This window comes from Cobetia sp. QF-1 (assembly GCF_002213105.1).
Classification (GTDB): domain Bacteria; phylum Pseudomonadota; class Gammaproteobacteria; order Pseudomonadales; family Halomonadaceae; genus Cobetia; species Cobetia crustatorum.
In genome coordinates this window covers 426,319-452,199 of the sequence record NZ_NBVS01000004.1, presented here as the reverse complement: position 1 = coordinate 452,199, position 25,881 = coordinate 426,319, and the positions used below count along the sequence as shown (strand labels likewise).

General features: G+C 60.8%; 17 protein-coding genes and 2 pseudogenes. 5 read left to right on the top strand and 14 right to left on the bottom strand.

Translation table 11 applies throughout. The features are described 5' to 3' along the window. Positions 1-44 precede the first annotated feature (44 nt). Positions 45-1,034 carry a DUF1852 domain-containing protein gene (locus CFN46_RS10395; RefSeq protein ID WP_088743473.1) on the bottom strand — a complete coding sequence of 330 codons (990 nt, stop codon included), beginning with the start codon at positions 1,032-1,034 and terminating at the stop codon, positions 45-47. A gap of 549 nt (positions 1,035-1,583) precedes the next feature. After that, positions 1,584-3,635, bottom strand: a complete 2,052-nt coding sequence (locus tag CFN46_RS10390) for a sigma-54-dependent Fis family transcriptional regulator (protein WP_254918462.1) — start codon at positions 3,633-3,635, stop codon at positions 1,584-1,586. Between the two features lie 400 nt (positions 3,636-4,035). Here CFN46_RS10390 and CFN46_RS10385 point away from each other — a divergent pair, with 400 nt between their 5' ends. Then, complete coding sequence (locus tag CFN46_RS10385; protein ID WP_088743472.1) at positions 4,036-5,832, top strand: NAD(P)/FAD-dependent oxidoreductase; 1,797 nt, start codon at positions 4,036-4,038, stop codon at positions 5,830-5,832. Between the two features lie 84 nt (positions 5,833-5,916). Further along, entirely contained in the window at positions 5,917-6,693 is a 777-nt protein-coding gene (locus tag CFN46_RS10380; RefSeq protein ID WP_043336843.1) for an SDR family NAD(P)-dependent oxidoreductase, read from the top strand. A gap of 263 nt (positions 6,694-6,956) precedes the next feature. Here the strand turns inward: CFN46_RS10380 and CFN46_RS10375 are convergent, their stop codons facing one another. After that, positions 6,957-7,997 (bottom strand): SDR family oxidoreductase, encoded by a 1,041-nt coding sequence (locus CFN46_RS10375; RefSeq protein WP_024952471.1) that lies wholly within the window; start codon positions 7,995-7,997, stop codon positions 6,957-6,959. A gap of 147 nt (positions 7,998-8,144) precedes the next feature. Between CFN46_RS10375 and CFN46_RS10370 the strand changes: the two genes are divergently transcribed. Then, positions 8,145-9,059: a LysR family transcriptional regulator gene (locus CFN46_RS10370; RefSeq protein WP_211242444.1), complete on the top strand. Its 915-nt coding sequence runs from the start codon at positions 8,145-8,147 to the stop codon at positions 9,057-9,059. A gap of 88 nt (positions 9,060-9,147) precedes the next feature. Here the strand turns inward: CFN46_RS10370 and CFN46_RS10365 are convergent. From CFN46_RS10365 to CFN46_RS10355, 3 genes and pseudogenes are all read right to left on the bottom strand, one after another. Continuing rightward, positions 9,148-10,320, bottom strand: a pseudogene (locus CFN46_RS10365) (IS3 family transposase). A 60-nt stretch (positions 10,321-10,380) separates the two neighbouring features. Beyond that, the gene (locus CFN46_RS10360; RefSeq protein WP_088743471.1) at positions 10,381-10,644 is read right to left on the bottom strand and encodes an IS3 family transposase; all 264 of its coding nucleotides are present in this window, start codon (positions 10,642-10,644) and stop codon (positions 10,381-10,383) included. Then, a complete protein-coding gene (locus CFN46_RS10355; RefSeq protein WP_088743470.1) occupies positions 10,641-10,928 on the bottom strand; it encodes a transposase in 288 nt (95 codons plus the stop codon). Before CFN46_RS10355 ends, CFN46_RS10360 begins: the two co-directional genes overlap by 4 nt. A gap of 73 nt (positions 10,929-11,001) precedes the next feature. Here CFN46_RS10355 and CFN46_RS10350 point away from each other — a divergent pair. After that, a pseudogene (locus CFN46_RS10350) lies at positions 11,002-12,078 on the top strand (aspartate aminotransferase family protein); the annotation flags it as partial. Between the two features lie 264 nt (positions 12,079-12,342). Here CFN46_RS10350 and CFN46_RS10345 read toward each other — a convergent pair. Next, positions 12,343-14,370 (bottom strand): TonB-dependent receptor, encoded by a 2,028-nt coding sequence (locus tag CFN46_RS10345; RefSeq protein WP_088743468.1) that lies wholly within the window; start codon positions 14,368-14,370, stop codon positions 12,343-12,345. A gap of 357 nt (positions 14,371-14,727) precedes the next feature. Between CFN46_RS10345 and CFN46_RS10335 the strand changes: the two genes are divergently transcribed. Then, on the top strand, positions 14,728-15,606 hold the full coding sequence (locus CFN46_RS10335; RefSeq protein WP_024952241.1) for an ABC transporter substrate-binding protein: 879 nt from the start codon (positions 14,728-14,730) through the stop codon (positions 15,604-15,606). A 106-nt stretch (positions 15,607-15,712) separates the two neighbouring features. Here the strand turns inward: CFN46_RS10335 and CFN46_RS10330 are convergent, their stop codons facing one another. From CFN46_RS10330 to CFN46_RS10300, 7 genes are all read right to left on the bottom strand, one after another. Continuing rightward, positions 15,713-16,705: a nucleoid-associated protein gene (locus CFN46_RS10330; RefSeq protein WP_024952240.1), complete on the bottom strand. Its 993-nt coding sequence runs from the start codon at positions 16,703-16,705 to the stop codon at positions 15,713-15,715. Between the two features lie 80 nt (positions 16,706-16,785). Next, positions 16,786-17,841 carry a LacI family DNA-binding transcriptional regulator gene (locus tag CFN46_RS10325; protein WP_176426456.1) on the bottom strand — a complete coding sequence of 352 codons (1,056 nt, stop codon included), beginning with the start codon at positions 17,839-17,841 and terminating at the stop codon, positions 16,786-16,788. 145 nt (positions 17,842-17,986) lie between these two features. Next, the gene (locus tag CFN46_RS10320; RefSeq protein ID WP_088743466.1) at positions 17,987-19,705 is read right to left on the bottom strand and encodes an alpha-amylase family glycosyl hydrolase; all 1,719 of its coding nucleotides are present in this window, start codon (positions 19,703-19,705) and stop codon (positions 17,987-17,989) included. 136 nt (positions 19,706-19,841) lie between these two features. Continuing rightward, the gene (locus tag CFN46_RS10315) at positions 19,842-21,146 is read right to left on the bottom strand and encodes an ABC transporter substrate-binding protein (RefSeq protein WP_254918461.1); all 1,305 of its coding nucleotides are present in this window, start codon (positions 21,144-21,146) and stop codon (positions 19,842-19,844) included. 92 nt (positions 21,147-21,238) lie between these two features. Next, entirely contained in the window at positions 21,239-22,903 is a 1,665-nt protein-coding gene (locus CFN46_RS10310) for an alpha-amylase family glycosyl hydrolase (RefSeq protein WP_088743465.1), read from the bottom strand. A gap of 41 nt (positions 22,904-22,944) precedes the next feature. Beyond that, a complete protein-coding gene (locus CFN46_RS10305) occupies positions 22,945-24,594 on the bottom strand; it encodes an alpha-amylase family glycosyl hydrolase (RefSeq protein WP_088743464.1) in 1,650 nt (549 codons plus the stop codon). Between the two features lie 151 nt (positions 24,595-24,745). Continuing rightward, a complete protein-coding gene (locus CFN46_RS10300; protein WP_088743463.1) occupies positions 24,746-25,852 on the bottom strand; it encodes an ABC transporter ATP-binding protein in 1,107 nt (368 codons plus the stop codon). Between the last annotated feature and the right edge of the window lie 29 nt (positions 25,853-25,881).

Below are 25,881 nucleotides of genomic sequence, written 5' to 3'. Positions count from 1 at the left end.
CAGCGCGCGCTGTTTGCGGATCAGTGAGCTGACCGATGATGGATTTATCGGTTGGCGGACCAGTTGGCGGACCACTGCTCGAGCAGGTTCTGGTAGGGCTTGATGAAGCTCTCTTCCACGAACTTGCCCTGCTCGATGGCGAGCTGGCTGCGCTCTTCGCGGTCGTACACGATGCGCGTCAGTGAATGGTCCTGCTGCTTCAGGCTCGCCTGATAGGATTTACCGGCCACGGAATTGGCGTTGTAGACCTCGGGACGATAGATCTTCTGGAAGGTGTCCATGGTGCTGATGGTGCTGATCAGTTCCAGATTGCTGTAATCGTTGAGCAGGTCGCCGGTGTGGTAGAAGGCCAGCGGTGCAACGCTGCCCGGCGGCATGAAGTAGCGCACCTTCAGGCCCATCTTGCTGAAGTAGGCATCGGTCAGGGAATCATCGTCCTGGCGATATTCCATCCCGAGGATCGGGTGCACGTTCTCGGTCTGCTGGTAGGTCTTGGTGGTGGAGACGCTGATGCAGATGACCGGCGGCTTTTTGAAGCATTCCTTGTAGGCAGCAGAACCCACGAAGGCCTGGAACAGATTGCCATGCAGTACGCCGAACTGCTCCGGCACGCTGAAGGAATCCTTGCCCTTGTTGTGCTCCAGCAGGCGCACGCTGAAGTCATAATCGCGCACGTAGGACGAGAAGTTGTTGCCGGTCACGCCGTCAATGCGCTGATTCGTCTGGTGGTCGACGATGGTGGTCTGCAGGATCTCGATGATCGGCAGGGCATTGTCGGAACGCGCGGCGTCGAGATTCAGCTCGACGGAGATGATGTCCAGCTCGACGGAGTAACGATCGCCCTTGGGGTTGTCCCAGTTGGCCAGCGCATTGAATCGGTTGTTGATCATGTTCAGCGTGCTGCGCAGGTTCTGCTGACGGCTCTCACCACGCGCCAGGTTGGCGAAGTTGGTGGTCAGGCGGGTGTTTTCCGCCGGAACGTAGTTCTCGTCGAAGCGCAGACTGTTGATGCTGAAACCGAATTCGTTGTTCATGGCGTTCACCCTGATCCTGAGAGAGAAAATTCACTGTGTCGTCGACATCTTCCCGTGATCTTTCAGGCGTCTCGTGAGCGGGTTGCTCTCTGTGAGAACGCATCCATGCCGGGAGAGGCACGCTGCTCGCCATCACGTTCCGTGTGCTGGCTGTGAAGTGCAGCGTCATGGGAAGTCTTCATCAACGATCTGATGCAGGTGAGTATCTAGTGCCTGTCTCCATGACACAAACTGGATTTTTTAATGTTCAAGTTGAGTTAAATTCATGATGAGGGCGGGCGTCATTTCGCGCGTTGTGAAAGCCGGCGAATCGAGCGGGGATAGGTGGGCTCAGCAAGCACGCAACGTGAGCCGCAGAGACGTTGACGTGAGGAGTGGGTAAGAAGGGTAAGAAGGGAAAGAGGGGTAAGGGGGAAAGAATGGAGAAACACACACGCTGGCCCGAACTTCCGCTCGGGCCTGTGTGTGGCAAGCACCTGACGTTTCAGAGCACGTCACCCTCATGCACTCTTCACGTTCTCCATACTCGGCCATGAAGATGCAGCTGGCTCATGAGGCGAGCGGCTGATGATTGGGCGCCACCAGGCCATGGCGGCGCATGCGGCGGTAGATGGTGGGCCGCGAGACGCCGAGTTGGCGGGCGACCTGGCTGACGTTCCAGTCCGTGTGGCGCAACAGCTCGAGCAGTTCGTTGGCGTCCGCATCAGTCCCCGCATCAGCCCCTGCAGACGCGGGCGCTGGAGAGGCCGGGTTCGAGGAAGCGCCGGATGCGAAGGGGGAGGCAGCGGCAAGCGGACTGGCAGCCCCGCGGGTGCTGCCGGTGTGGGTCTGGCAGACCTCCGGCAGATCATGCAGGGTGATTTCATCGCCTTCCGCGGTGGCCATCGCGAAGGCAATCGCATTGCGCAGTTGGCGTATGTTGCCCGGCCAGTGATGACTCAGCAGCGCACTGATGGCATCGGCGCGCAGGTGGAGTGACTGTTCGCGTTCGGCTTGCAGTTCCGCATGCAGCTTGCGAATGAGGTAGTGACGATCGGCGCGCTCACGCAGTGCAGGTAGCAGGAGTTCGGCGCCGTTGAGTCGGTAGTAGAGGTCTTCGCGGAATTGCCCGCTGGCGATCAGCTCCGTGACATCACGATGCGTGGCAGTGATAACGCGAATATCCACCTTGATGGGCGTCTCGGCCCCCAGTGGCGACACCTCCCGTTCGGCGAGCACGCGCAGCAGGCGTGACTGGAGCGACAGCGGCATGTCGCCGATCTCATCCAGAAACAGCGTGCCGCCGTCGGCCTGTTGGATCAGGCCGCGCATGCCCTTGGGCCTTCCTCCCGTGAAGGCGCCCGGCAGATAGCCGAAGAGTTCACTTTCAATCAGCGATTCCGGAATGGCGGCGCAGTTCACCGCCACGAAGGGCGACTTGGCGCGTGGTCCGCTGTCATGCAGCGCCCGCGCCAACACTTCCTTGCCGGTTCCCGTCTCGCCACGAATCAGGATGCTCACGTTTTCATGGCGCATGCGGCGCGCCAGCTTGAGCAGCCGGTGCATGGAAGGGTCGTCTCCCGCGAGCTGGTCCAGCTCGGGCACCGGGTCATCCTGCTGGCTGACGGTGGGGAGGGCCCGCACCGGATAGCCGCGTGGCTCGATCAGTGTCACGAAGACGATGGCGTCATCCGCCCGCAGGCGGAAGGCGCGAATCTGATCCCGGCTGGCGTGCGGAATGCTCAACAGCTCATTGAGCTCCCCATCGAACAGCTGCGTGACGGCGGGCAGGGTGGAGACCGTCCACGGTGGCCAGCGCTCCAGATGCGCATCGATCAGACGCCGGCCTTCGTGGTTGGCGGCGATCACCTTGCCATCTTCCTGAATGGCAAACAGGCCGCGACCATTCAGGTGCACGAATTCCCGCGCGGTATCGAAGCGAAGGATCAGGCAATCCCGATAGCGATGCAGGAAGTAGGCATCCTCGATCATGCGGGCATGCAGGGTGACGAGGGAGAGCGCAAAGGTCTGGCTCTCCTGCGGGCGGGGCGACTTCAGCGCCGAGATGTCGAGGGCGGCGATCACACGGCCCTGGGGATCGGTGATGGGGGCTGCGGTGCAGGTCAGGTCGATGTGGGTGGCATCGAAGTGCTCACGCTGATGGCAGGTGACGGCTGCACCATCGTGCAGACAGGTGCCCGCCGCCGAGGTACCGGCATAGCGCTCGTTCCAATCCGAGCCGAGATAGAGACCCGCGCGCCGCAGCTCACTCAACTGATCACGTTGACCCCGAAAATCCACCGCGATGCCGCGTTGATCGGTGAGGATCAGCGCATAGCCATGTTGTGCGATCTGACTATAGAGCCGCTCCACACCGGCACGTGCCACGTGCAGCAGCTCATCCGCCGATTCCTGATGATCGCGCAGCGCCTGCTGGGTGAGAACGCGGACCGGGCGAGGGCGGCTGGGATCGAGCTGATATTCCTCCAGACAGCGCTGCCAGGAGCGACGGATGACATCGCGCTGCGTCTCAGGGAAGACGTCGCGGCCTTCGCCCAGTTGCATCAGGGTCTGGATATGCTGCCGCTTGTCGGGCTGCATCGTGTCGAGTTGGCGGATCATGGCTGCCTCGGCGCTGGCCGTCTTGAGACGGCTCTTTTGGTAGTGGCTATGGCGCTTGTGAAAGTGGCAATCGCGGTTGTCACAACAGTGGCCATAGCAATAGCGGCGTGTACTCCTTCAAGCGTATGCGGTGTGGCGGGAGCGTCAATCATCCTGTCCTGCATCCTTGGTCGGGGCGTTACAGGTGTAACGCCCCGTGTCAGGCGTACGGCGTACAGTTGTCACGAGGACGGTGGAATGCCCAGCGAGGCGAGGAGGGTGGTGATTCGGTAGTGGCGAATTTTTGTCATTCACGACAAGTGCTTACGAGCTTTGTCAGTCGTGCATGACGAAGCTGGCATGCTTGATGCCTTGGATGGAAGGCGTGACTACAACATCCAACAACACGCGGAGAGACGCCATGACCGCACGCACGCCAACTCAGATCGCTCAGCAATGGCTCGATGATTTCGAGTCCTCCCTGACTCAGCGCGATATCGCCCGGGTTCTCTCGTTGTTTGGCGAGGAATGCTACTGGCGCGATTTGATCGCCTTCACCTGGAATCTCAAGACGTCGGAGGGCAAGGACGAGATCCAGTCGATGCTCGCGGCGACCCTCGAGCATGTCGCTCCCTCTCGCTGGCAACTGGATGGTGAGGCCAGTGAGGCCGGCGGCATCGTCGAGGCCTGGTTCACCTTCGAGACCGCCGATGCACGCGGCAAGGGCTTGTTGCGCCTGAAGGAAGGGCGCTGCTGGACGCTGTTGACCGCCATGCGTGAACTCAAGGAATTCCCTGAGCCGCTGGGCATGCAGCGCCCCAAGGGCGCCGAGCATGGAGCCAACAAGCAGCGTGAGACCTGGCTTGAGTCGCGTCAGCGCGAAGAGGCTGAACTGGGCTACGAGCGCCAGCCGTATTGCGTGATCATCGGTGGCGGTCAGGGCGGCATCGGGCTGGCCGCAAGGCTCAGACAGATGGATGTGCCGACCATCGTGATCGACAAGAATCCGCGTGCGGGCGATGCCTGGCGCAATCGCTACAAGTCCCTGTGTCTGCATGATCCGGTGTGGTACGACCACATGCCCTACATCCCCTTCCCGGCAAACTGGCCGGTCTTCGCGCCCAAGGACAAGGTCGCGGACTGGCTGGAGATGTACACCAGGATCATGGAGCTCAATTACTGGAACTCCACGGCCTGCGAGAGTGCGCACTTCGATGAGGCGAGCGGCGAGTGGGTGGTCGAGGTGGTACGCGACGGCAAGCCCGTGACCCTGCGGCCCAAGCAGCTGGTGCTGGCCACGGGCATGTCGGGCATGCCCAACGTGCCACACTTCCCGGGGGCCGAGACCTTCGAAGGCGAGCAGCAGCACTCCAGCCAGCACCCGGGGCCGGATGCCTATCGTGGCAAGAAGGTGGTCGTGGTGGGCGCCAACAATTCCGCTCACGATATCTGCGCCGCGCTGTGGGAGCACGATGCAGATGTGACCATGCTGCAGCGCTCCTCCACGCATGTGGTGAAGTCCAACTCGCTGATGGAAGAGGCGCTGGGGCCGCTCTATTCCGAGCAGGCGGTGCAAAACGGCATCGATCACCACAAGGCGGACCTGATCTTTGCCTCGATTCCCTACCGGATACTGCCTGACTTCCAGCGCCCGATCTTCGAGGCGATCCGCAAGCGCGACGCCGACTACTACCGTCGGCTGGAGGCGGCAGGCTTCCTGCTCGATTTCGGCGATGACGACTCGGGCCTGTTCCTGAAATACCTGCGCCGCGGCTCCGGCTACTACATCGATGTGGGCGCCTGTGATCTGGTCGCCAATGGTGACATCAAGCTGCGCAGTGGCGTCGGCATCGAGCGCATCAATCCGCGCTCGGTCATCTTGACCGATGGCTCGGAATTGCCCGCTGATCTGATCGTCTATGCCACCGGCTACGGCTCGATGAATGGCTGGGCGGCACGCATCATCTCGCAGGACGTCGCCGACAAGGTCGGCAAATGCTGGGGCATGGGCTCCGATACGCTCAAGGACCCCGGGCCCTGGGAGGGCGAGCTGCGCAACATGTGGAAGCCGACCCAGCAGCAGGCGTTATGGTTCCACGGCGGCAACCTGCACCAGTCCCGCCACTATTCCCAGTATCTGGCGCTGCAGCTCAAGGCGCGGCTCGAGGGTATCCCGACGCCGGTCTACGGCCTTCAGGAAGTCCACCACCTGAGCTGAGGCCAGTGGCGCTGGACCGTGTGCCAGCGTCATGGCAGCAGCGCAGCATTTGCAGATTTCAGTGAGAGATTCAGGAGACGACTCATGCAACTGAACGACAAGATTGCACTGGTGACAGGTGGTGGGCGCGGTATTGGCCAGGGGATCGCGCTGGCATTGGCCAAGGCGGGCGCGGATGTCGTGGTGGCGGATCTGGATCTCGCCATCGCCCGCGAGACGGCGGCAAAAGTGGAGGCACTGGGTAGACGGTGTCTGGCGCTACAGGTCGATGTCGCAGATGCGGCGTCCGTGCGGCGCTTGATTGAAGAGGCAGAGGTCGGACTCGGCCCGCTCGATATCGCCGTCAACAATGCCGGCATCATCGGCATCCATTCCATCGATGCGCTGACGGTGGAGGAGTGGGACCGCGTCATGAACGTCAATGCGCGAGGTACCTTCTTGTGTACTCAGGCCGAGGTCGCCGTGATGCGCTCACGCCGCGTCGGGCGGATCATCAACGTGGCCTCGATGGCCGGCAAGGTCGGCTTTCCTGATCTGTCGCACTACTGTGCCTCGAAGTTCGCGGTCATCGGCTTTACCAATGCCGTCGCCAAGGAAGTGGCAGCGGAAGGCATCACCGTCAACGCGATCTGCCCGGGCGTGGTGGGCACCGGCATGTGGCGGGGCGAGAGTGGGCTCTCGGCACGCTGGAGTCAGGAAGGCGAAAGCGAGCCCGCTGCATGGGAGCGCCTGCAGAAGAGCCTGCTGCCCCAGGGAGTCGCCCAGACACCTGAGGACATGGGGCAGCTGGTGGTCTACCTCGCCCAGGCCGAACACGTGACAGGGCAGGCCATCGCCGTCGATGGTGGCTTCACGCTGTAAGCTAGCGCTGATCATGGTTCGATACATGATGACAGCACGAGACAGGCCACCTTCGCTAATGGAAGGCGGCCTGATTGTCGTGACGGCTCCTGACTTCTGTCACTTGAAGGCTTTATGACCCTCGCTCATGGGGCGGTCTACTCTGCAACCGCGTAGGCTCATGCGGTTATCTGTCAGCGTGTTAGTGCCCCCGTAGTACGTCATCGCTCAAGCACTTAGGGCGAATCGAGCAGGTGCGTACCAGAGGGTCGAGTGATCAAACGTCAAGGGATCAGGCGGCGTTCCTTCATGGCCTCAAGGTGCTGAATGAGACTCTGGGGTGAGTGGCGACACATTTCTGCAAAGCCGGCTTGGCGAGCCTTCGTCAAATCAAAGACAGCGTCCTCTTCGACATGGAAGATGAAATCTCCGAAGCCACCTTGGGCAATCTTGTCGATATCTGTCTCGGCAAGTCCTTGGCGCTCTGCAAGCGTCTTCCAAGTGCCTGACACGGCAGCGAGACGTGTCTCCAACGAAATAGGTTGAGGCTCGCCGGTCTCAAGCCCAAACCAGTTGGCGATCTCTGGCCAGACGTGGCGCCACCGAATCTGATCACCATTGGTGACGTTATAGGGCCCTTGCTGGTTCTCTGCGATGGCCCACAGGGCGGCTTTGCCCACCAGATCGGCATCGCAGATGTTCAGCAAGATATCGTAGGCACGCGCCGTACCGGGAAATTGCATGGCAACACCGAGCTCCCGGCAAAGCGTGCCATAGAGACCGATAAGGTTACCGAGGTTCATGGCTGAACCCAGGGAATGGCCTATCACGATGTCGGGACGCAATGCGGTCCAACGAATTCCCTTGCCTTCGAGTTCGCGAGCCAGATCTTCATGCTCGAAATACAGGTTGGGGGGGAAATGCCGGCTGTCCTCTTCTCGAGCCGGTGTTTTGTAGACCCCGAGGTGAGCACCGTAGACCTTCCCGCCCTGTACGAAGACCTGGTGCTCGATTGACGCTTGGGATTCTTCAAGCACCTGGAAGAGGTGCCGCATCATGTCGCCATTCTGTTGTGCTTCAGTGGCAGGGTCCGGATCCGGTTTCAAGGCGGCGTAAAATACGTGCGTCACGCTGCTCAGTACATCACTTGCATCTCGCAAAGAGGCAATATCCAAGAGATCGGCGCTGATGTGGTGTCCGCTTCCCGGACCCTCTGAGGAGCGAGAGAGTGTCGTGACTCGCCATCCTGCCTCTTCAAAGGCCAATGTTGCTGCACGGCCGATGACGCCACTGGCACCAGCGACTAATAGGTGATGTTGGCTCATGAGACTCTCCTGTCCTGTGGCGCATGATCATGGGAGGGGTCGCCCATGACGTCGGCCCTGACAGTGGCATTGTTTGTTTTGCTAATAAATGCTCGACTGATGAATTCATCCTTCACTATATGGTGAATAATGGATCGCTTGGCGTTAATGAAACTTTTTGTGGATATCTGTGAGCGTGGGTCAATGGCGGCGGTGGCCCGTCAGCGAGGCCAGTCCCCGTCATTGGTCACCCAAGCCTTACAGAAGCTTGAGCAGCAGGTCGGGGCCAAGCTTATCGTCAGAACAACGCGTGCCATGCATTTGACGGCGGAAGGCGAACAATTTCGAGACGACAGCGAAAGGATCCTGGCCGAGTATGACAAGGCTCTTGAGCGGATCTCGGGCACAGGGTCGCTGAGTGGCACCATCAGGCTGACGGCGACCAATGATTTTGGCCGCACGCGCCTACCACGGCTGATCGATCAGTTCCTGATACAGCACCCGGAAGTAAAATTTGAACTCGTGCTATCCGATGGAGTGTTGGACCTGGTCGATGAACGATTTGATCTGGCCATTCGTCATGGGCCGATGGCGGACTCAAGCTTGACGTCACGACGTCTCGTCAGTACCCATCGTGTTGTGTGTGCGGCACCTGCTTATTGGCAGGACGCAGGGCGCCCCCAACACCCATCAGAGCTGTCATCCCACCAGTGCATGGTGCTCGCTCGCCCAGGAGCGCCCCAGAACCATTGGGAGTTCCAGGAGGCAGGGCAGGTATTTTCCGTGACGGTGGCGGGGAACCGAATGGCCAGCGATGGTGGCGCGTTGCGCGAGTGGGCGATCGCAGGGGCTGGAGTGATATTTAAATCGATGGTGGATGTGGCAGAGGATATTGAGGTCGGACGACTGGAAGTTGTGCTGAATGACTATCGGATTCCTGAAGTGAATCTGTACGCCGTGTTTCCGGAAGGCAGATATGCAAGTCGACGGATCAGTACCTTCATCGAATTTCTTCACGACAAGCTTGGCAGTGAGAGAGAGGCCTCACACTGCCAGAGTCGTGCATCCAGCTCCCGCGCTTGAGGGCTGCCGGGGAGTGGCAAGGGCAAAGAACGACCCACATCATGTCTATGGCAGGCTGGGCCTCGGATGGCCAATCCGGTTGTAGTGGTCAAGTGTTTTTGGCCACCGATCTTTGAGCATTCCAGTAGTTCTTTTCTGCCAAGTTCGGCGGTATCCCATCGTTATGCTTGTGCGGCCTGAGGCTGCTGTAGTGACCGATCATATAATCAGTGACAGATCGCTTCGCCGCAGCGACATCGGGATAGCCGATCTCTGGTATCCATTCCGTTTTCAGGCTTCTGAAGAAGCGCTCTGTTGGGGCATTGTCCCAGCAATTGCCACGGCGACTGAGACTCAGCGTCATTCGGTAGCGCCAAAGCATCTGCCGGAATGCCCGGCTGGTGTACTGGCAACCCTGATCCGAATGAAACAGGATATTCCGTGGCTCTCCACGCGATTCGTAGGCCATGGTCAGCGCTTTCTTTACCAGCTCCGTGTTCGGCGATAGGGACAATGCCCACCCCACGGGTTTACGAGCATACAAGTCGATGACCACTGCCAGATAAGCCCAGCGTGCCCCTGTCCAAATATAGGTAATGTCGCCGGTCCATACCTGATTGGGCTGCTTTACATCGAACTCCCGAAAGAACATTCGGTATATCCAGGTGTGGCTGATCAGCCTTCTTGTAGGCGTGCCTCGGCGGCTGCGAACTCATCAGCCCCAGCTGCTTCATCCGCCTGCTGGCCCGATAACGACTCAACTGTATTCCTGCCTGCGTGACCATTTTTGCAATGCTGCGAGCGCCGGCAGAGCCGTTACTGACGGTATGCGCCTCGACAACCTGATCCAGCAGCTTCTGCTCAGTCTCACAGGGCCTTCTATCCCGGTCACGCCAGGCCCGGTAGCTACTGCGATGCACCCCAAACACTTGACACAAGTGCTGCACCGCATAGCTCTCTTCAAGTCGCTCGATTATCGAGAATTGCTCAGGGAGTCCGACATCAAGAGAGCGGTAGCCTTTTTTAATATTGCCTTCTCTTCCTCCACCCGCCGCAGCTTGCGCTTCAGTTCCTGGATCTCACGCTGTTCCGGCGTCAGAGCCTCACCTTTCAGCGGCGCCTTGCCTGCTCGCTCAGCCCGAAGCCTGCGTACCCAATATTCCATGGTGGATTTGCCAACTCCCATGGCCTCACACGCCGCCTTCAGCGTGTAACCCTGATCGACCACGAGTTGGGCCGCTTCCAAGCGAAATTCCGGGCTGAACGTTCTCTTCTTCGTCATCATCTGCACCTGACTGTCTCTGTGAGTGATCATACACTCAAAATCAGGTGGCCAGATTCACTATGCCACTACAGTGCCACTACACTTGCGGTTCACCGCGTATCCCTGGCGATTGAGATGGGCTGACATCCGTCGTGAGCCATAGACCGGTGTGCGCAGATGCTCCGCGTCGATCAGACGCATTAACTCCAGGTCATAGGCCCCTAGCGCCTTGCGCTGATAGTACATTGAGGAGCGACTGATACCGAGTAGCTGGCACTGACGCCGGAGGCTGATGTCGGGCGCCTGCGGCTCGACCAGTGCCACGCGCTGGGCCCGGCTCAACGACCGAGCCCGCGTGACAAAAAATCCCGTTCCACCGTCAGCTTGCCGATCTCGCGGTAGAGCGTATCGATCTCCTCCTGGGTCTTCTGAGCGGTTTTACCGGAACTCTTGCTCTCGAAGACGCCGGTGGCATTGTCCAGCAGTTCGCGTTTCCACTGACTCACCATGGTGGGGTGGATCTCGAAGCGGGCTGCGATCTCCGACGTGGTCTGCTCTCCCTTGAGGGCGGCGAGGGCTACCTTGGCTTTGAACTCACTGCTGTACTGTCGACGTTTCCTGCTCATGATCAAGCTCTCCTGGTCGGTCTGATCAGAGCTTAGCGCCTGGTCCGAATTCCGGGGACCACTTCACCAGGCGGTCGCTGAACAGATGGGGGCCCTCAACGTGCACAACCGCTATCTGCACGAAGGCATCCATCGCTATGCCGAGCGTCTGCTGGACACGCTGCCGCGCGCGCTCAATCGACTGGTGATGATGTGTACCGGCAGTGAAAGCAACGACATGGCGCTGAGGCTGGCGCGTGGCTGGACGGGCCGGCAGGGGATCATCGTCACCGAGGCGGCCTACCACGGCAACACGGCCGCCGTGACGGAAGTTTCACCGTCTTCCTACAAACAGGGAACGCCGCCGGATCACGTACATATCCTGCCGATCTCCCGGATGAGTGAGCAGGCAGACCCGGCCGTCTGGTTCGCCGAGCAGGTGCGGTACGGCATCGAACAGCTGGAGGCGAGGGGCCATGGATGCGCGGCGCTGCTGGTCGACTCCATCTTCTCGAGCGATGGCATCTATGCCGACCCCGCAGGTTTCCTGAAGCCCGCGGTCGAACTCCTGCAGTCCCGGGGCGGCCTGTTCATCTCCGATGAGGTCCAGCCCGGCTTCGGGCGCACGGGGCAGGGGATGTGGGGCTTCTCGCGCCACGGCGTGACGCCGGATGTGGTGACCATGGGCAAACCGATGGGCAACGGCTTCCCGATGTCCGGGCTGGCGGCACGCGAGGAGTTGCTGGCGGTCCTGAACGCTGATGTGGGCTACTTCAATACCTTCGGCGGCTCACCGGTCGCCGTGGCGGCGGGCACGGCGGTGCTGGACGTGATCGCCGAGGAAGACCTGATGGCCAATGCAGAGCGTCAGGGCGAGTACTTCAAGCGACAGCTGCAGGACATTCAGGCACGCTTCGAGGAGGTGAGCGATGTACGAGGCGCCGGGCTTTTCCTGGGGCTGGACCTCTGTGACCCGACGCGTGACGGAGCGCCGGACGCCCAGCGCACCACGGCGTTGATCAACGACCTCAAGCGCAATGGCGTGTTGATCGGCGGGGCCGTCAAGTCCGGCAGTACCTTGAAGATTCGCCCGCCACTGTGCATCGAACGCTCGGAAGCCGACCTCTTCCTGGACAGGTTCGAGCAATCCTTGAGAACGACTGCCAGGTAACCCACTCGCAACACGTCATGGGTCATCGGTGAATAACTCCGCTGCGGAGCTGCAAGTTGCAATTGAAACACTTGCCAAGGTGCAAGCTTTCCGCGAGTGGTTCTTGGAGGAAAATGGCAGCGAGTATCGTGGATCTGATGGAAGATGCTGATGATGACACCGGCCCTCATGCCTGACGTCCTATTTTTAGGTTATGAACTGAAACGCGACAAGGGGAGCCTCGGCTCCCCTTGTCGCGTCAGCATGAATGCTTCTAGTTGAGGGTCAGAAGTCCATGGTCAGCCCCAGGTTCAACCGGCGGCCATCCAGTACCACGCCGTAGGTATCATTGGTGACTTCCTTGTCGGCGATGTTGTAGAGGCCAGCCTTGACGCGAGCGTTCTCGTTCAAGGCATAGACGACACCCACATCGAAGAAGGTATAGCTGGGCGTGCCTTCGCTCATGCTGGTCCGTGACAGGTAATCACTGGTTTCGCCACGGTAGTTCCCCTGTGCCCACAGGTTGAGGTCGTGAGTGGCTTGCCAGTCTAGCGCCACGTTGAGCATATGTTCCGGGATCTTGTTCAAGGGCTCGCCCTTGAATTCACCACTTTTCTGCTCGGAGTCGGTGTAGGTGTAGCTGGAGCTAAGGTTCACGCTTGGCGTGATGGCATAGTCCAGTGACAGCTCGATACCCTGCATGACAGCTTCGTCGATGTTGCGGTAGGTGCTGACGAAATAGTAATCAGTGCCGGCATAGCTGCACTCGCGGAAGGCGGGATCGGAGAAACCTTCATCCGGGCCCTGGCAGAGGCGGTCTTCGGAGATCTTGTCCTTGAACTGGGTGTAGAACAGGGTGGCGCCGGCGCTGAGCGTGCCAGACTGGTTCTGGAAGACGGTGCCCAGCTCGTAGTTGGTACTGGTTTCCGGATCCAGCTCCTCGTTACCGATGATGACAGCGCTGCCCCGACCGGTTCGACGTCCAAAGCCCTCTGTCGCAGCGGATAGGCTCGGCTGACTATAGCCCGTGGAAACCCCGCCCTTGAGTGTCCATTGCGGGTCAAGGTGATAATTGGCGTAGACGCGCGGCGAGAGATGTCCGCCAAACAGCTCGTCATCGTCGTAGCGCAAGCCGGTGGTGACGTTGAGGTCCTCGGTCAGACTCCATTCCATCTCGACGAATAGCGCCGCGATCCAGCGATCGACGTTATCGACGGCCCCCGGGACATTCGAATCCAGCAAACCATTGGTCTCATCGGTCAGCTGCTCGAATTTGTACTGACCGCCGAAGGTCAGCATATGGTCGCCCCAGAAGTACGTGGTCTGGTTGTTGAGCGTGGTGACTTCTTCGCGTTTCTCATCATCGGAATCCAGCACGTTCTCCGAGATGTCGTGCTGCAGATAGGTGTCCGTGAGGAAGCTGCCGTAACTTCCCTTGTGGCCAAGGGTATAGACATCCTTGTCGTAGCGATAACGACTGGTTTCGGAATCATCTGCGATGCTCACGCCAGCATTGTGAGTGTATTCTTTCTTGGAGGCGGTATAGCCGAGCGTGAACGCATTGTCCTCATCTGGTGTCAGCGTGAACTCGGCACCTCCTTGACGTGTGTCGCTGTCGGGCATGCTTTCAGCATTGTCGCTACCGCCCTGGTAATCGCTTTCTTCATAACCGGTCCAGTTTCCGTGGACCTTGAGACCGAGCAGGCCTTCGATGAGCGGCCCGCTGGTATAGAAGCTCAGTTGCTGCCCGTCATTGCTGATGTCGTTGAGCGAATGGGTGTATTCCGTCGTGACAGACCCCGACCAATCATCCGCCACTTTTTTTGTGATGATGTTGATGACGCCGCCCATGGCTTGTGAGCCGTACAGCGATGACATCGGTCCGCGAATCACTTCCACTCGCTCGATCATCGAGATTGGGGGGAGGCCAATCTGCTTGCCTTCATCATTGCCATTGGTATTGACGGAGCGGCCAGCCGAGAGAGGGCGGCCATCGATCATGTAAAGCGTGTAGCTGTTGTCCATCCCTCGAATACTGATGTCCTGAGAATTCCCGCCCCCCGTGACATAGACGCCAGGCACATTATCCATGGCATCTGTGATGTCCGTGTACGACTGCTTGTTGAGCTGCTCGCCGGTAATGACCGAGATACTGGCAGGGGCATCCGAGATCACCTGTTCGTAGCCGGAAGCTGTCACCACCACAGGTTCCAACTGGCTGGAGTCGTCAGCCTGTACGCCAGCAGGTAGGCAAGCGGCGGCGATACCGATAGCCAAGGCCGATCGAGCAAAGGGGAGTGCGGGGACTGTCATGTTCCTGGATCCTTGAGGTCGCGATTATGTCGTTATTGAGCCACGAGTTTTTTAGGGTTGTGGGCCACTGAGTGCTCTGTTGACGTCGACTTCGGGTTGGGAATACGACAGGCATCATCGCATCAGTGTCGATCTTTTTTTCGTGTTTAAGAAAACAAATGATAAACATTCGTATTTTATAGTTCAGGTGTGTTTCTTTGTTGACAGAGTTGCGTTCTACGCAACCCTTGGTGATGGCATGGAGTCGTTCGTAAATTGCGGGTTATGCAACGCACAGTTGCATGATTTTGAGGAAATAGTCGTGCTAGGATCGCAAACACAAATGATATTAATTATTATTCAATAAAGGGAATGTCGATGAACGTCACTGGGCTCACCTTGTCTGTCTCTACTCTGTTGTTGGCTGCTTTACCCTTGAGTGCACAGGCACACGAAGTCGCCGGGGGAGAGCATGGCCCTTCCGTCGTGAGTCTGGACTGGGGCGCTGCCGATACGCTGGATGAGCTGGGCTTGGCCGAGCATCTCGTCGGGGTTCCACATCAGTCTGCACCCGCCTATGTGTCGCATTTGATCAAAGATCGAGCAGATGTCGGCGGACTCAAGGAGCCTGATGTCGAGGCGATCGCGGGATTGGAGCCGGACCTGATTCTGGTCACCGGCCGTCAGTCTGGATCGCTTGAGGCGCTCAAGGCTGTGGCGGAGACGCGTGATGTCACTCTCGAAGAAGGCAATTACTTCGAAGCATTTAGTGACAAGGTGCTGAGCCTGGCGTCCCCGTATCATGCTGAGGAAAAGGCGCACGATCATCTTGCAGCGCTTGAGTCTGCAATCGATACGGCACGGGAGGGGCTCGTTAACGATCTTCGAGTGCTGGTCGTGACTCACAATGACGGTCGCTATGCTTTGCGTAACGAGCCGGTAGTGACTGAGCTGCTGCAGATCGAACAGCCGGCGTTGCCGGATTCCGTGGAGCCGGTCAGCCGTGGTGCGCGTACTTTCTACCCGCTGACGCCAGCGAATATTGCCGAGATGGCGCCGAATGCTCTTTATGTGGTCGATCGCAGTGCTGCCATTGGCCAGACCCCGATGGATGCTGACGCGCTTGAGGCCGCGCTGGCCGATGCTGGCGGCGCGGACATTGGTGTCACCGTGCTATCCCCGGGGCTTTGGTATCTCTCCGGCAATGGCTTGCAGAGTGTACGTGCTCAGATGAATGAAGTTCTCGAAGGGCTGTAAAGGCCGGGGCACACGGTTTCTTGTCAGACACACGAAGGCCAGGCATCTGCCTGGCCTTCGTGTGTCTGCCGGGTGTGCATCAGGTGATGTCGTCTGATCAGAGGCTTCAGCGTTGCTTGAGCTGATCGCGCAGGCCCGTCGGGACCTGCTTGATGATCAGACGGTCACTCGCTTCATCGTATTCCACCGAGTCGCCCAGCAGGTGCGAATCAAAGCTGATCGAGACGCCCGCGGCGCGCCCGGTGAAACGCTTGAACTGGTTGAGCGTCTTCTTGTCCGGCGGGATTTCCGGTGACAGCCCATAGTCGCTGTTGCGAATGTGGTCGTAGAAGGCCTGCGGGTGCTCTTCATCGATCAGCTCAGACAACTGATCCAGCGTGATTGGCTCGCCGAGCTTGGCCTGATCAGTGGCGTAGTCGACCAGGGTATCGGTTTTCTCGCGACTGGCCTCCTCGGCCATGTCTTCCTTCTCGACGTAGTCGCTGAAGGCCTTGAGCAGGGTGCGGGTTTCCTGACCGGCATCCCGCTGCTCCTGTGCGCCCAGCGTTTCGGCGAAGGCCTCGGCGAGCTTGGTGCGTCCGCGATCGCGCGCCCAGGACAGATAGGGGTGAGACGTCGAGCTGCCTTGCCATTGACTGATATCCAGTCGTGCGGCCAGCGACATCTGGGTCATGTTGAGCTGTCGGGCGGGGGTTACCGCGAGGGACTCGTCGATCGCGAAGCCGTCACGATGGTGCAGCAACGCCATGAACAGGTGACGCGTCTCGCCCTGTTGGTGATCCACCACCAGCAGATGACCGCCTGTCGGGAGGTTGTCATCGATCAACGGCATGAGTCGACCGGCAAGCGTCTGGGTCAGGCTCGCGAAATCGCTATCACCTGCGAGGAAAGACGCCAGCTCGGCGGGGAAGGCGGCAGGTGCGTCTTCATTGAAACGGCCCCAGTTCTTGGCCTTGCCGTGGTAGGCATCATTGAGCCCGGACACCAGATCCTCCAGTGCATCGGATGCCGGCAGGGCAGTGGCGGCAGGCACCAGCTGGGCCGGCGTCTCGCTATTGCCCTTGTCGATACGGTGAATGATGCTGTGCAGGATCGGCATGGAAACCTCCCTCGGCTGCGATGAACGGGCTGGGGATGATACCTGCCACGCCCCATAGCGTCACTCCTGGCGACACCTCCTCACGGACAGGTCTCGCCCTGGATCAGCTGTGTCGAGAGCCGGTGTGATGACGCGGGCTCCAGCCCCAGAATCATTCGCGCGGCAAGGCGGCCTTTCTCGGTACTGTCCTGGTGGACGGTGGTCAGGCGCGGTGACCGATATTGTCCTTCCTCGATGCCATCGAAGCCGGTGATACGCAGATCCTCGGGAATTCGGATGCCACGTTGTTCGGCCAGGGTCACGGCGGTCAGAGCAATACGGTCTGACATGCACAGCAGGAGGTCTGGCCGCTCGCCGGCCGGCAGGTCGAGTATCTCTGCCAGCACCGGCGCGCAGACCTCATAGGTGTTTTCCTCGATGTTCCACATCGCGACGTCTTCCAAAGCCACCTCTCGCTCAGTCAGGGCGCGATGAAAACCTGCCAGACGTGAGCGGGTGATTGTCTGACCCGTCGGAATCAGCGCGTGGGCATCGGTGATGGGGCCATTGCAGGGCGTGTCGGTCAGGCGCAGGTTGACGATGCCGATACGACTGGCGGGTGTCTGCAAGGCATGTTGCGCGATGGCGTAGCAGGCGGGCTCATCATCCACATGGATGGCGGGGTGATCGCCCAGATCGAAGTCGACGGCCACGATAGGCTTGTGACCCGCACTCTGGAGTTCTTCCACCAGCGCCATGCTGGCCATCAGCCCGTAGACGATGAAGCCATCGGCGATGCTGGAAGACCCGGGCACCTGGGAGGCATTCTGGCGGCCTGAAAGCAGCAGTAGGGTATGGCCGTGAGCATCCAGCACTTCCGCGATGCCCGACAGCAGTTCGCTGGCGACGGCGTCCTTGAGGCTGTAGGTCAGCGTCTCCGCGAGTACCACGGCGATGATCCGTGAGCGCCCCGTGCGCAGACTGCGCGCCTTGGCGTCCGGGCCACGGTAGCCAAGGCGTCTGGCCTCCTCGAGCACCCGCTCGCGCAATGCTGGCGAGAGCTGGTCGGGGCGGTTGAAGGCGTTGGAGACGCTGGCGGTGGAGACGCCGAGTTGTGCGGCTAGCTCCTTGAGAGTGATGCGGCGAGGCGATGACACAGGCGTCGGGTTCCTGAAGATGAAAAGCTTGAACGATTAAGTGCAGAGATAGCATATCGCCACGTACCAGAAATGCCCAGAAAGTGAGGGAGTTGGCCGAACGAGCGGTCAACTGCGCACAAGGTGTCCAGCCGGGCAACGCTTGCTAGCGGTCCTGCACATGCGGGGTATCGGTTGGCACGACCAGCCAGACAGCCATCCCCGGCAACAGCCTCAATTGGCCTGCTTCAAGCGAGGGCGTTGCCATGCCGGGCAACGAGACGATCTCTATCGGGACATGACGCTGGCCAAGAGGCGTTCGGAAGCCCAGCAGGGTCGGCAGATCGAGCATGACGGGGGCGTTGTCGTGTTCCGGGTCGTGACTTGTTTCGTGTGCCAGATTGGCCAGGCACACCATCTGCTGGTAAGGGGTGTGACGTATCACACCAAAGATACCCTTCGGCAATTCGGACGGGGAGATGAGCATCTGTTGCCCCGTCTTCAGCGTCGCATTCTTGCGACGCAGTTCCAGCAGCTTGCGAACGCGATTCAGCAGGCTCTCGGACGCCTCTTGTTGCAGCGAGACCGCCTGTGACTGATGAGGGGCATGGACGGGAAGCCAGGGCGACAGGGAGTCAGCGCAGAAACCACCATTGCGTTGAGGCTCCCACACCATGGGCGTGCGACAGCCATCGCGTCCCTTGACCTCGGGCCATAGCGCGATTCCGAAGGGGTCCTGCAGCTCGGCGTAGCTCAGCTCCGCTTCCTCGAATCCAAGCTCTTCGCCCTGATAGAGGCAGAGGCTGCCCCGCAATGAGCAGAGTACCGTCAGAGCCAGCAAGGCGCGTGCGCTCCCCCAGCGGCTGGCACTGCGCGGAACATCATGATTGGACAATGCCCAGCACGGCCAGGCGTCTTCGCCATGCTCGGCAAAGCGTGCCAGAACGGCGTGCAAGTCCACGGCATCGCCCGTGCTGTTGAGCAGGTCGAAGGTGTAGGCCATATGCAGGCGGTGCTGGCCCGCGGTGTAGGCTGCCATGGCGGGAAGCGGGTCGCTGCCTCCGACCTCGCCGACGCTGGTGGCGCCGGGGTATTCCTCCAGCAGGGCACGAATCTCTTCCAGATAGTCGAGATTCTCTGGCTGATCCGCATTGTGTTTCAGCAGTTGATAGCTGCGGGGATGCCCACGGCTACGGTAGTCGTCCGAGGACGGCGGATTGTCCGTCAGCGCCTGGTCATGGAAATAGAAGTTGGCGGTGTCGAAGCGGAACCCGTCGACGCCCAGCTCCAGCCAGAAGCGCAGATTGTCGAGCTGTGCCTGACGCACCTCCGGATGATGAAAGTTCAGGTCCGGCTGGCTGGCGAGAAAGTTGTGCAGATAATACTGGCAGCGCCGTGAATCGAAGGTCCAGGCCGGGCCACCGAAGGCGGCTAACCAGTTATTGGGCGCACCGCCGTCCGGGCGCGGGTCCGCCCAGACATACCAGTCAGCCTTGGCATTGTCCCAGGATTGGCGACTTTCCCGGAACCACGCATGCTGATCGGAGCTGTGTGACAGCACCTGATCAATGATGACGCCCAGCCCGAGCTCATGTGCGCGGGCGACGAGCCGCGAGAAGTCCTCCAGAGTGCCGAACAGGGGATCGATGTCACGGTAGTCCGAGACGTCATAGCCGAAGTCCTGCATGGGCGAGGTGAAGATGGGGGAGACCCAGATGGCGTCCACCCCCAGGGTCGCGAGGTAGTCCAGACGTTGGATGATGCCGGCAATATCGCCGACACCATCGCCATTGGCGTCCATGAAGCTGCGCGGATAGATCTGATAGAGCGTTGCGCCGCGCCACCAGTCGTGTGCGGCATGGCGATGGAGTTGGGTAGATGTCATTGCACGATCCTTGTTGTCGAGGCGGCAGGGGTCACGGGCATGCTAGAGCGCCGGAAAGGCCCCGCGTCTCTGCGCGAGACCTTCCGGGCGTCATCAGTCTGCAGGCGCAAGGCCTGGCGGGGTGAGGCCGTTGGCGTTACCAGCCGCGGCGTCCGATGCGGGTGAGTTCTCTCCCGAGCGCTTCCACCGCCTGAGCACCGGTCTCCTCGCCCGACAGCACCTGATGGGTGCGGTTGAAGAAGGCATTGGAGACGCGAGCGTAGGCATCGCCCGTCACCGAGGCCGGGCGCGCGACGCCGGTTCTGAGCGCTTCATAGAGCTCCCCCATCGAGGGGGTGCTCGCCAGCACCTCGTCATCCTGATAGAGGTGTTCGATGGTGGGGTTGCGCCCCATCTTCATGGCATGGGCCTTTTGCTGCGGGGCGGCGGTGATGTAGGCGACCAGCTCCGCTGCGGCCTGTGGGTGCTCCGAGTAGCGTGATACCGCAAGATTCCAACCGCCCAGGGTTGCGCGTGACTCGCCCTGCGGGCCATGCGGGAGGGGGGCCATGCCGACCTTGCCTGCCACCGGACTGCCCTCGGCCTGGCTGAGCTTCCAGACATAGGGCCAGTTGCGCAGGAACAGCGCATTGCCCGACTGGAACAACCCACGTGACTCCTCCTCGGTATGATTCAGCGCACCTTCCGGAGCGATGCTGCCGATCCAGGAGGCGGCAAGATCGAGTGCCTCGGCGGCGCGCGAGTTGTCGATGGTGACCTCACCGGCATCATCCACCAGGGTGCCGCCGCCCTGGCTTGCGACCCACTCCAGTGCGTTGCAGGTCAGCCCCTCGTAGGCGCGCCCCTGGAAGCTGTATCCCCAGAAATCGGCATTGCCGGCGTCACGTTCCGCCGCCTGGATCGTGCGCGCCGTCTCGGTGAGTTGCTGCCAGGTCTCCGGCACCTGCTGGTCGTATTTTTCCAGCAGGTCCTTGCGGTAATAGAGCACGCCTGCGTCGGTGTACCAGGGCATGGCCACCAGACGTCCCTCTACGGTGCCGTTGTCGACCAGCGCGGGGAAGAAGCCCTCGGTGGCGTCGTCGGGCAGATAGCGGGAAAGGTCGACCAGGTGATCGTCGAGCAGCCCTGGCCACGCCATGTCGACGATCAGCACGTCGATGTCACTGGAGCCGCTGCTCAGCAGCTGCTGATACAGCGAGAGCTTCTCGGTGGTGTCGTTGGGAGTGGAGATCACATTGACACGATTGCCGGATTGCTCAGCCCATTGCTGGGCGAGCTCCGGGCACATGTCGGAATCTCCGCCAGGGCCACAGGCAATCGTGACCTCGGTGGCCAGTGCGAGGGGTGCCGTCAATGAGGCCCCGCTCAACAACAGGGCACCGGCGCTACCCTTGAGGGTCGTGAGCATCCGTTGGCGTGGGGTGCTGATAACAGAAGGCATGGCGTGCGACTCCATCATTGTGATTGTTGTTGCGGCGTCCGGGATGACCGTCATCCACCGAGCATCCCGTGAAGCATCGAATCTGCCAGGCGTCAGTTGAGGGCGAGCCACATGGCGCTGCCTGGCATCAGCGACAGGGGGTGGTGAGAGGCGTGTGTCGCCGTGACACCGGCGATCTCGAGGGTGGTCCAGGTGGTGATATCTGGCGCCAGTTGACTCGGGTCGATCACGCTCGGCGTATCGCCTGTCCCGAGGTGTGCCAGACACAGCAAGCGTTGCGCTCCATGCTGGCGCACGCTGGCGAAGACGTTGTCCGGGAGCCGCTCGGGGGCAATCAGGGTCTGATCACCCTCGCGCAGCACCTGGCTGGTCCCGCGATAGCGCAGCAGGCGACGTGCTCGCGACAGGAAGCTGTCATCACGGTTTTCCTGCTGCGCCACCGACAATGGCAACTGGCGTGGGGAGACCGGTAACCAGGGCGTGGCCTCAACGCCGGACTTCGTCGCGCAGCGGCTGAACCCACCGTTCAGGCTGTCATCCCAGACCATCGGCGTGCGACAGCCATCGCGGCCCTTGATCTCGGGCCACAGGTTGATGCCGAAGGGGTCCTGCAGGTCCTCGAAGGCCAGCTCCGCTTCGGGAAGCCCCAGTTCTTCTCCCTGATAGAGGCACAGGCTGCCACGCAGCGAACACAACACCGTCAGGGCGAGCAGGGCGCGCGATTCTCCCCAGCTGGTCGCACTGCGTTCCACGTCATGATTGGACAGGGCCCAGCAAGGCCAGGTGTCTTCGCCTTGCTCGGCAAAGCGCGTCAGCACGTCGTAAAGCGCGCGGGCATCGCCATCACTGTTGAGCAGGTCAAAGGTGTAGGCCATGTGCAGGCGGCGTTGGCCGGCGGTATAGGCAGCCATGGTCGGGAGAGGGTCATTGCCGGCGATCTCGCCGACACTGGTGGTGCCCGGGTACTCATCGAGCAGGTCGCGGATGCGCTCCAGATACGCCAGATTCTCCGGTTGCTCGATATTGTGCTGCATCCGCTGATAGCTCTGCGGGTTGCCCGGGTTGACGCCTTCGCGCGCCATCGCCGGGTTGTCGGTCAAGGCGCGGTCATGGAAGTAGTAATTGACGACGTCGAAGCGGAAGCCGTCCACCCCCAGATCCAGCCAGAAGCGCAGGTTGTCCAGCTGCGCCTGGCGCACCTCGGGATGATGGAAATTCAGATCCGGCTGACTGGCCAGGAAGTTGTGCAGATAGTACTGGCGACGCTTGGCATCGAAGCTCCAGGCGCGACCACTGAAGGCTGCCATCCAGTTGTTGGGCGGGTTGCCATCCGGGAGCGGGTCGGCCCAGACATACCAGTCGGCCTTGGCGTTGTGGCGGTCCTGACGGCTTTGCTGGAACCAGACGTGTTGATCGGAGCTGTGAGACAGCACCTGGTCGATGATCACGCGCAACCCCAGCTGGTGGGCTTGCGAGACCAGGTGCTTGAAATCCTCCAGGTGGCCGAACATCGGGTCGACATCCCGATAGTCCGCGACGTCATAGCCGAAATCATTCATCGGCGAGGTGAAGAAGGGGGACAGCCAGATGGCATCCACGCCGAGGCTGGCCACATGGGGCAGGCGCTCGATGATGCCGGCCAGGTCGCCGATGCCGTCGCCGTTGGCATCCATGAAACTGCGGGGGTAGATCTGATAGATCGTGGCACCACGCCACCAGTCGAGGCGTGCGTGAGGATCGAGTTGAGACAGGGTCATCATGACCTCCTTGTGAGTCGCGTGATCGGCAAGCGGGAGATTCAGTGCACCTCGCCAACACAGCGCGCGATGGCAACGCCGTGGGGCGGCAGCGTCAGGCGACCTGCCTGCCAGTGACCATTGATCATGCCGGGGGCATCCTCGAGGGCTTCCGCTCGCCAGGCGGTCTCCAGAGTCAGGGCCTGAGCAGAGAAGTTGAGCGCGATCAGCAACGACTCGCCGCCTGAGAGACGCGTGAAGCAGATGACTTCCTCATGCAGCGAGTGGAAGTGGATCTCTCCTCGGCTGAGGGCGGGGTGACGGCGGCGGAAGGCGAGCAGCTCCCGGCTGGCATTCAACAGCGATGCCGGGTCGTGTTCCTGATGGTCGACGGCCAAGGCATGATGGAAGTCGGGAACCGGCAACCAGGGAGACACGCGAGAGAAGCCCGCATGTGACTCACCGGCCTGCCACGGCATGGGCGTCCGGCAGCCGTCGCGTCCCTTGTAGCGTGGCCAGAAGGTGATGCCGGCGGGGTCCACCAACTGGTCATGGCGTAGCTGGGCTTCACTCAGCCCCAGTTCTTCGCCCTGATACAGACAGACGCTGCCGCGCTGGGTCAGCAGGAAGGCGAGATAGAGGCGCAGGCGCGCCGGCGAGGCTTCGGCGTCCCAGCGCGTTGCCAGACGTGTGACATCGTGATTTCCCAGCGCCCAGCACGGCCAGCCGTCCCCGATCTGCGCTTCCATCGTCTGTAGGGTCGCCAGGAGGTGGCCGGGTGAGGCGTTCTCGGTCAGCAGATCGAAGGAATAGGCCATGTGCAGCCGCTGGTCGCCCCGGGTGTACTCGGCCATGACGCGCAAGGAGTCATCGTCGCCGACCTCGCCAACGCTGGTGGTGCCGGGGTATTCATCGAGCAGACTCCGCAGCCGTTCGAGAACGGCGAGGTTCTCGGGTTGGGTCTTGTCGTGAAGATGTTGTTGATAGCCGTAGGGGTTGTCCGGGCGCACGCCAATGAAGCCCTCGGCGATCTCACGCCGCGGCGGGTTATCCTTTAGCTCACCATGTGTGCAGAAGTTGATGGCGTCCAGGCGGAAACCATCCACCCCCCGCTCCAGCCAGAAGCGCACTTCTTCAAGAATGGCCGTCACGACTTCGGGGTGATGGAAGTTGAGGTCCGGCTGCTCGATCAGGAAGTTGTGCAGGTAGTACTGGCAGCGGCGAGTGTCCCATTGCCACGCGGAGCCCCCGAAGATCGATTGCCAGTTGGTGGGCGGTGCGCCATCGGGTCTGGGGTCTGCCCAGACATACCAGTCGGCGCGCGGGTTATCGCGGCTCTGGCGGCTTTCCTCGAACCACGGGTGGGCGTCGGAGGTGTGTGAGAGCACCTGATCGATGATGACTTTCAGGCCGCGCGCATGCGCTGCCTCGACCAGACGGTCGACGTCCTCCAGGGTGCCGAACATCGGGTCGACATCGCGATAGTCGCTGATGTCATAGCCGAAGTCCTTCATGGGCGAGGTAAAGAAGGGGGATAGCCAGATCGCATCGACATTCAGCGAGGCGATGTAATCCAGGCGCTCGAGGATGCCCGGCAGATCACCGATGCCATCGCCATTGCTGTCCTGAAAGCTGCGCGGGTAGATCTGATAGATGACGGCGCCGCGCCACCAATCGTGGGCCGACACCTGGGTGTCTCGAATCGTGGACATGCGAGTCTCCTGGGCGGGAACCATGGCTCCCGCCCGTGGGGTCCTTGCGGAGAATGAAGCGGTTGGCCTGAGGCGCCGTGAGCAGGCGCTGGATACTCAGTCCTGGCTGCCAGGCCCTCGAGAAAAAGCCCTGCAGAACAGGCCCTGAACGTCAGGCTGCCTGGCGTTGCTGGGTCAGGCTCAGCGCGCGATCCTGGCTGTCGAAGAGATGCACGTGCTCCAGGTCCGGCACCAGCGCGACGCGTTGGCCGATCTTCCACTGACTGGGGGCTTCACTGCGGTGGATCAGCAGGCTGTCGCCGACTTTCGGATCCAGATAGACATAGACTTCGTTGCCCAGGTACTCGACGTTGACGATCTCGAAGGCGTTGTCGCCACGGGCCTCTTCCAGGCAGAGGTGTTCGGGACGAACCCCCAGCATCAGACGGCTACCAACGCGCTCGCTACCGGCATCGCGAGGCAGGCCCAGCTCGCCGATCCCGGCCGTCGTGATGCGACAGTTATTGGCATCGCTGCTCAATAGCTCCGCCGGCAGGAAGTTCATGGTCGGGGAGCCGATGAAGCCGGCCACGAAGCGGGTCGCCGGTGCCTGATAAAGTGTCTGGGGACTGCCGACCTGTTCGATACGGCCATCACGCAGTACCACGATCTTGTCGGCCAGGGTCATGGCTTCGACCTGGTCGTGGGTGACGTAGACCATGGTGGAGCCCAGGCGGTGGTGCAGGCGGGCGATCTCATTGCGCATCTGCACCCGCAGTGAGGCATCCAGGTTGGAGAGCGGCTCATCGAACAACAGGATCTTCGGCTCACGCGCCATGGCGCGCCCCATGGCGACGCGCTGTCGCTGGCCGCCGGAAAGCGCCTTGGGCTTGCGGTGCAGCAACTCCTCGAGCTGAAGGATGCGCGCCGTCTCCATCACGCGTTGTTCGACGCTTTCCTTGTCGGTCTTGGCAAGCTTGAGGCCGAAGGCCATGTTCTCGTACACCGTCATGTGCGGGTAGAGGGCATAGGACTGGAAGACCATGCCCACGCCGCGCTCACGCGGGGGGAGGTCATTGACCAGATCGTTGGCGATATGCATCTCACCGTCGGTGATCGATTCCAGCCCGGCGATCAGGCGCAGTAAGGTCGACTTGCCACAGCCTGACGGCCCGACGAAGACCACGAATTCTCCGCTGCCGATCTTCAGGTCCAGGTCCTTGATGATGTGCGTGCTGCCGAAGGTCTTGTTGATCTTGGAGAGGGTTACGCTTGTCATCTTGCGACTCCCAGCCGGTGCTCGGCACC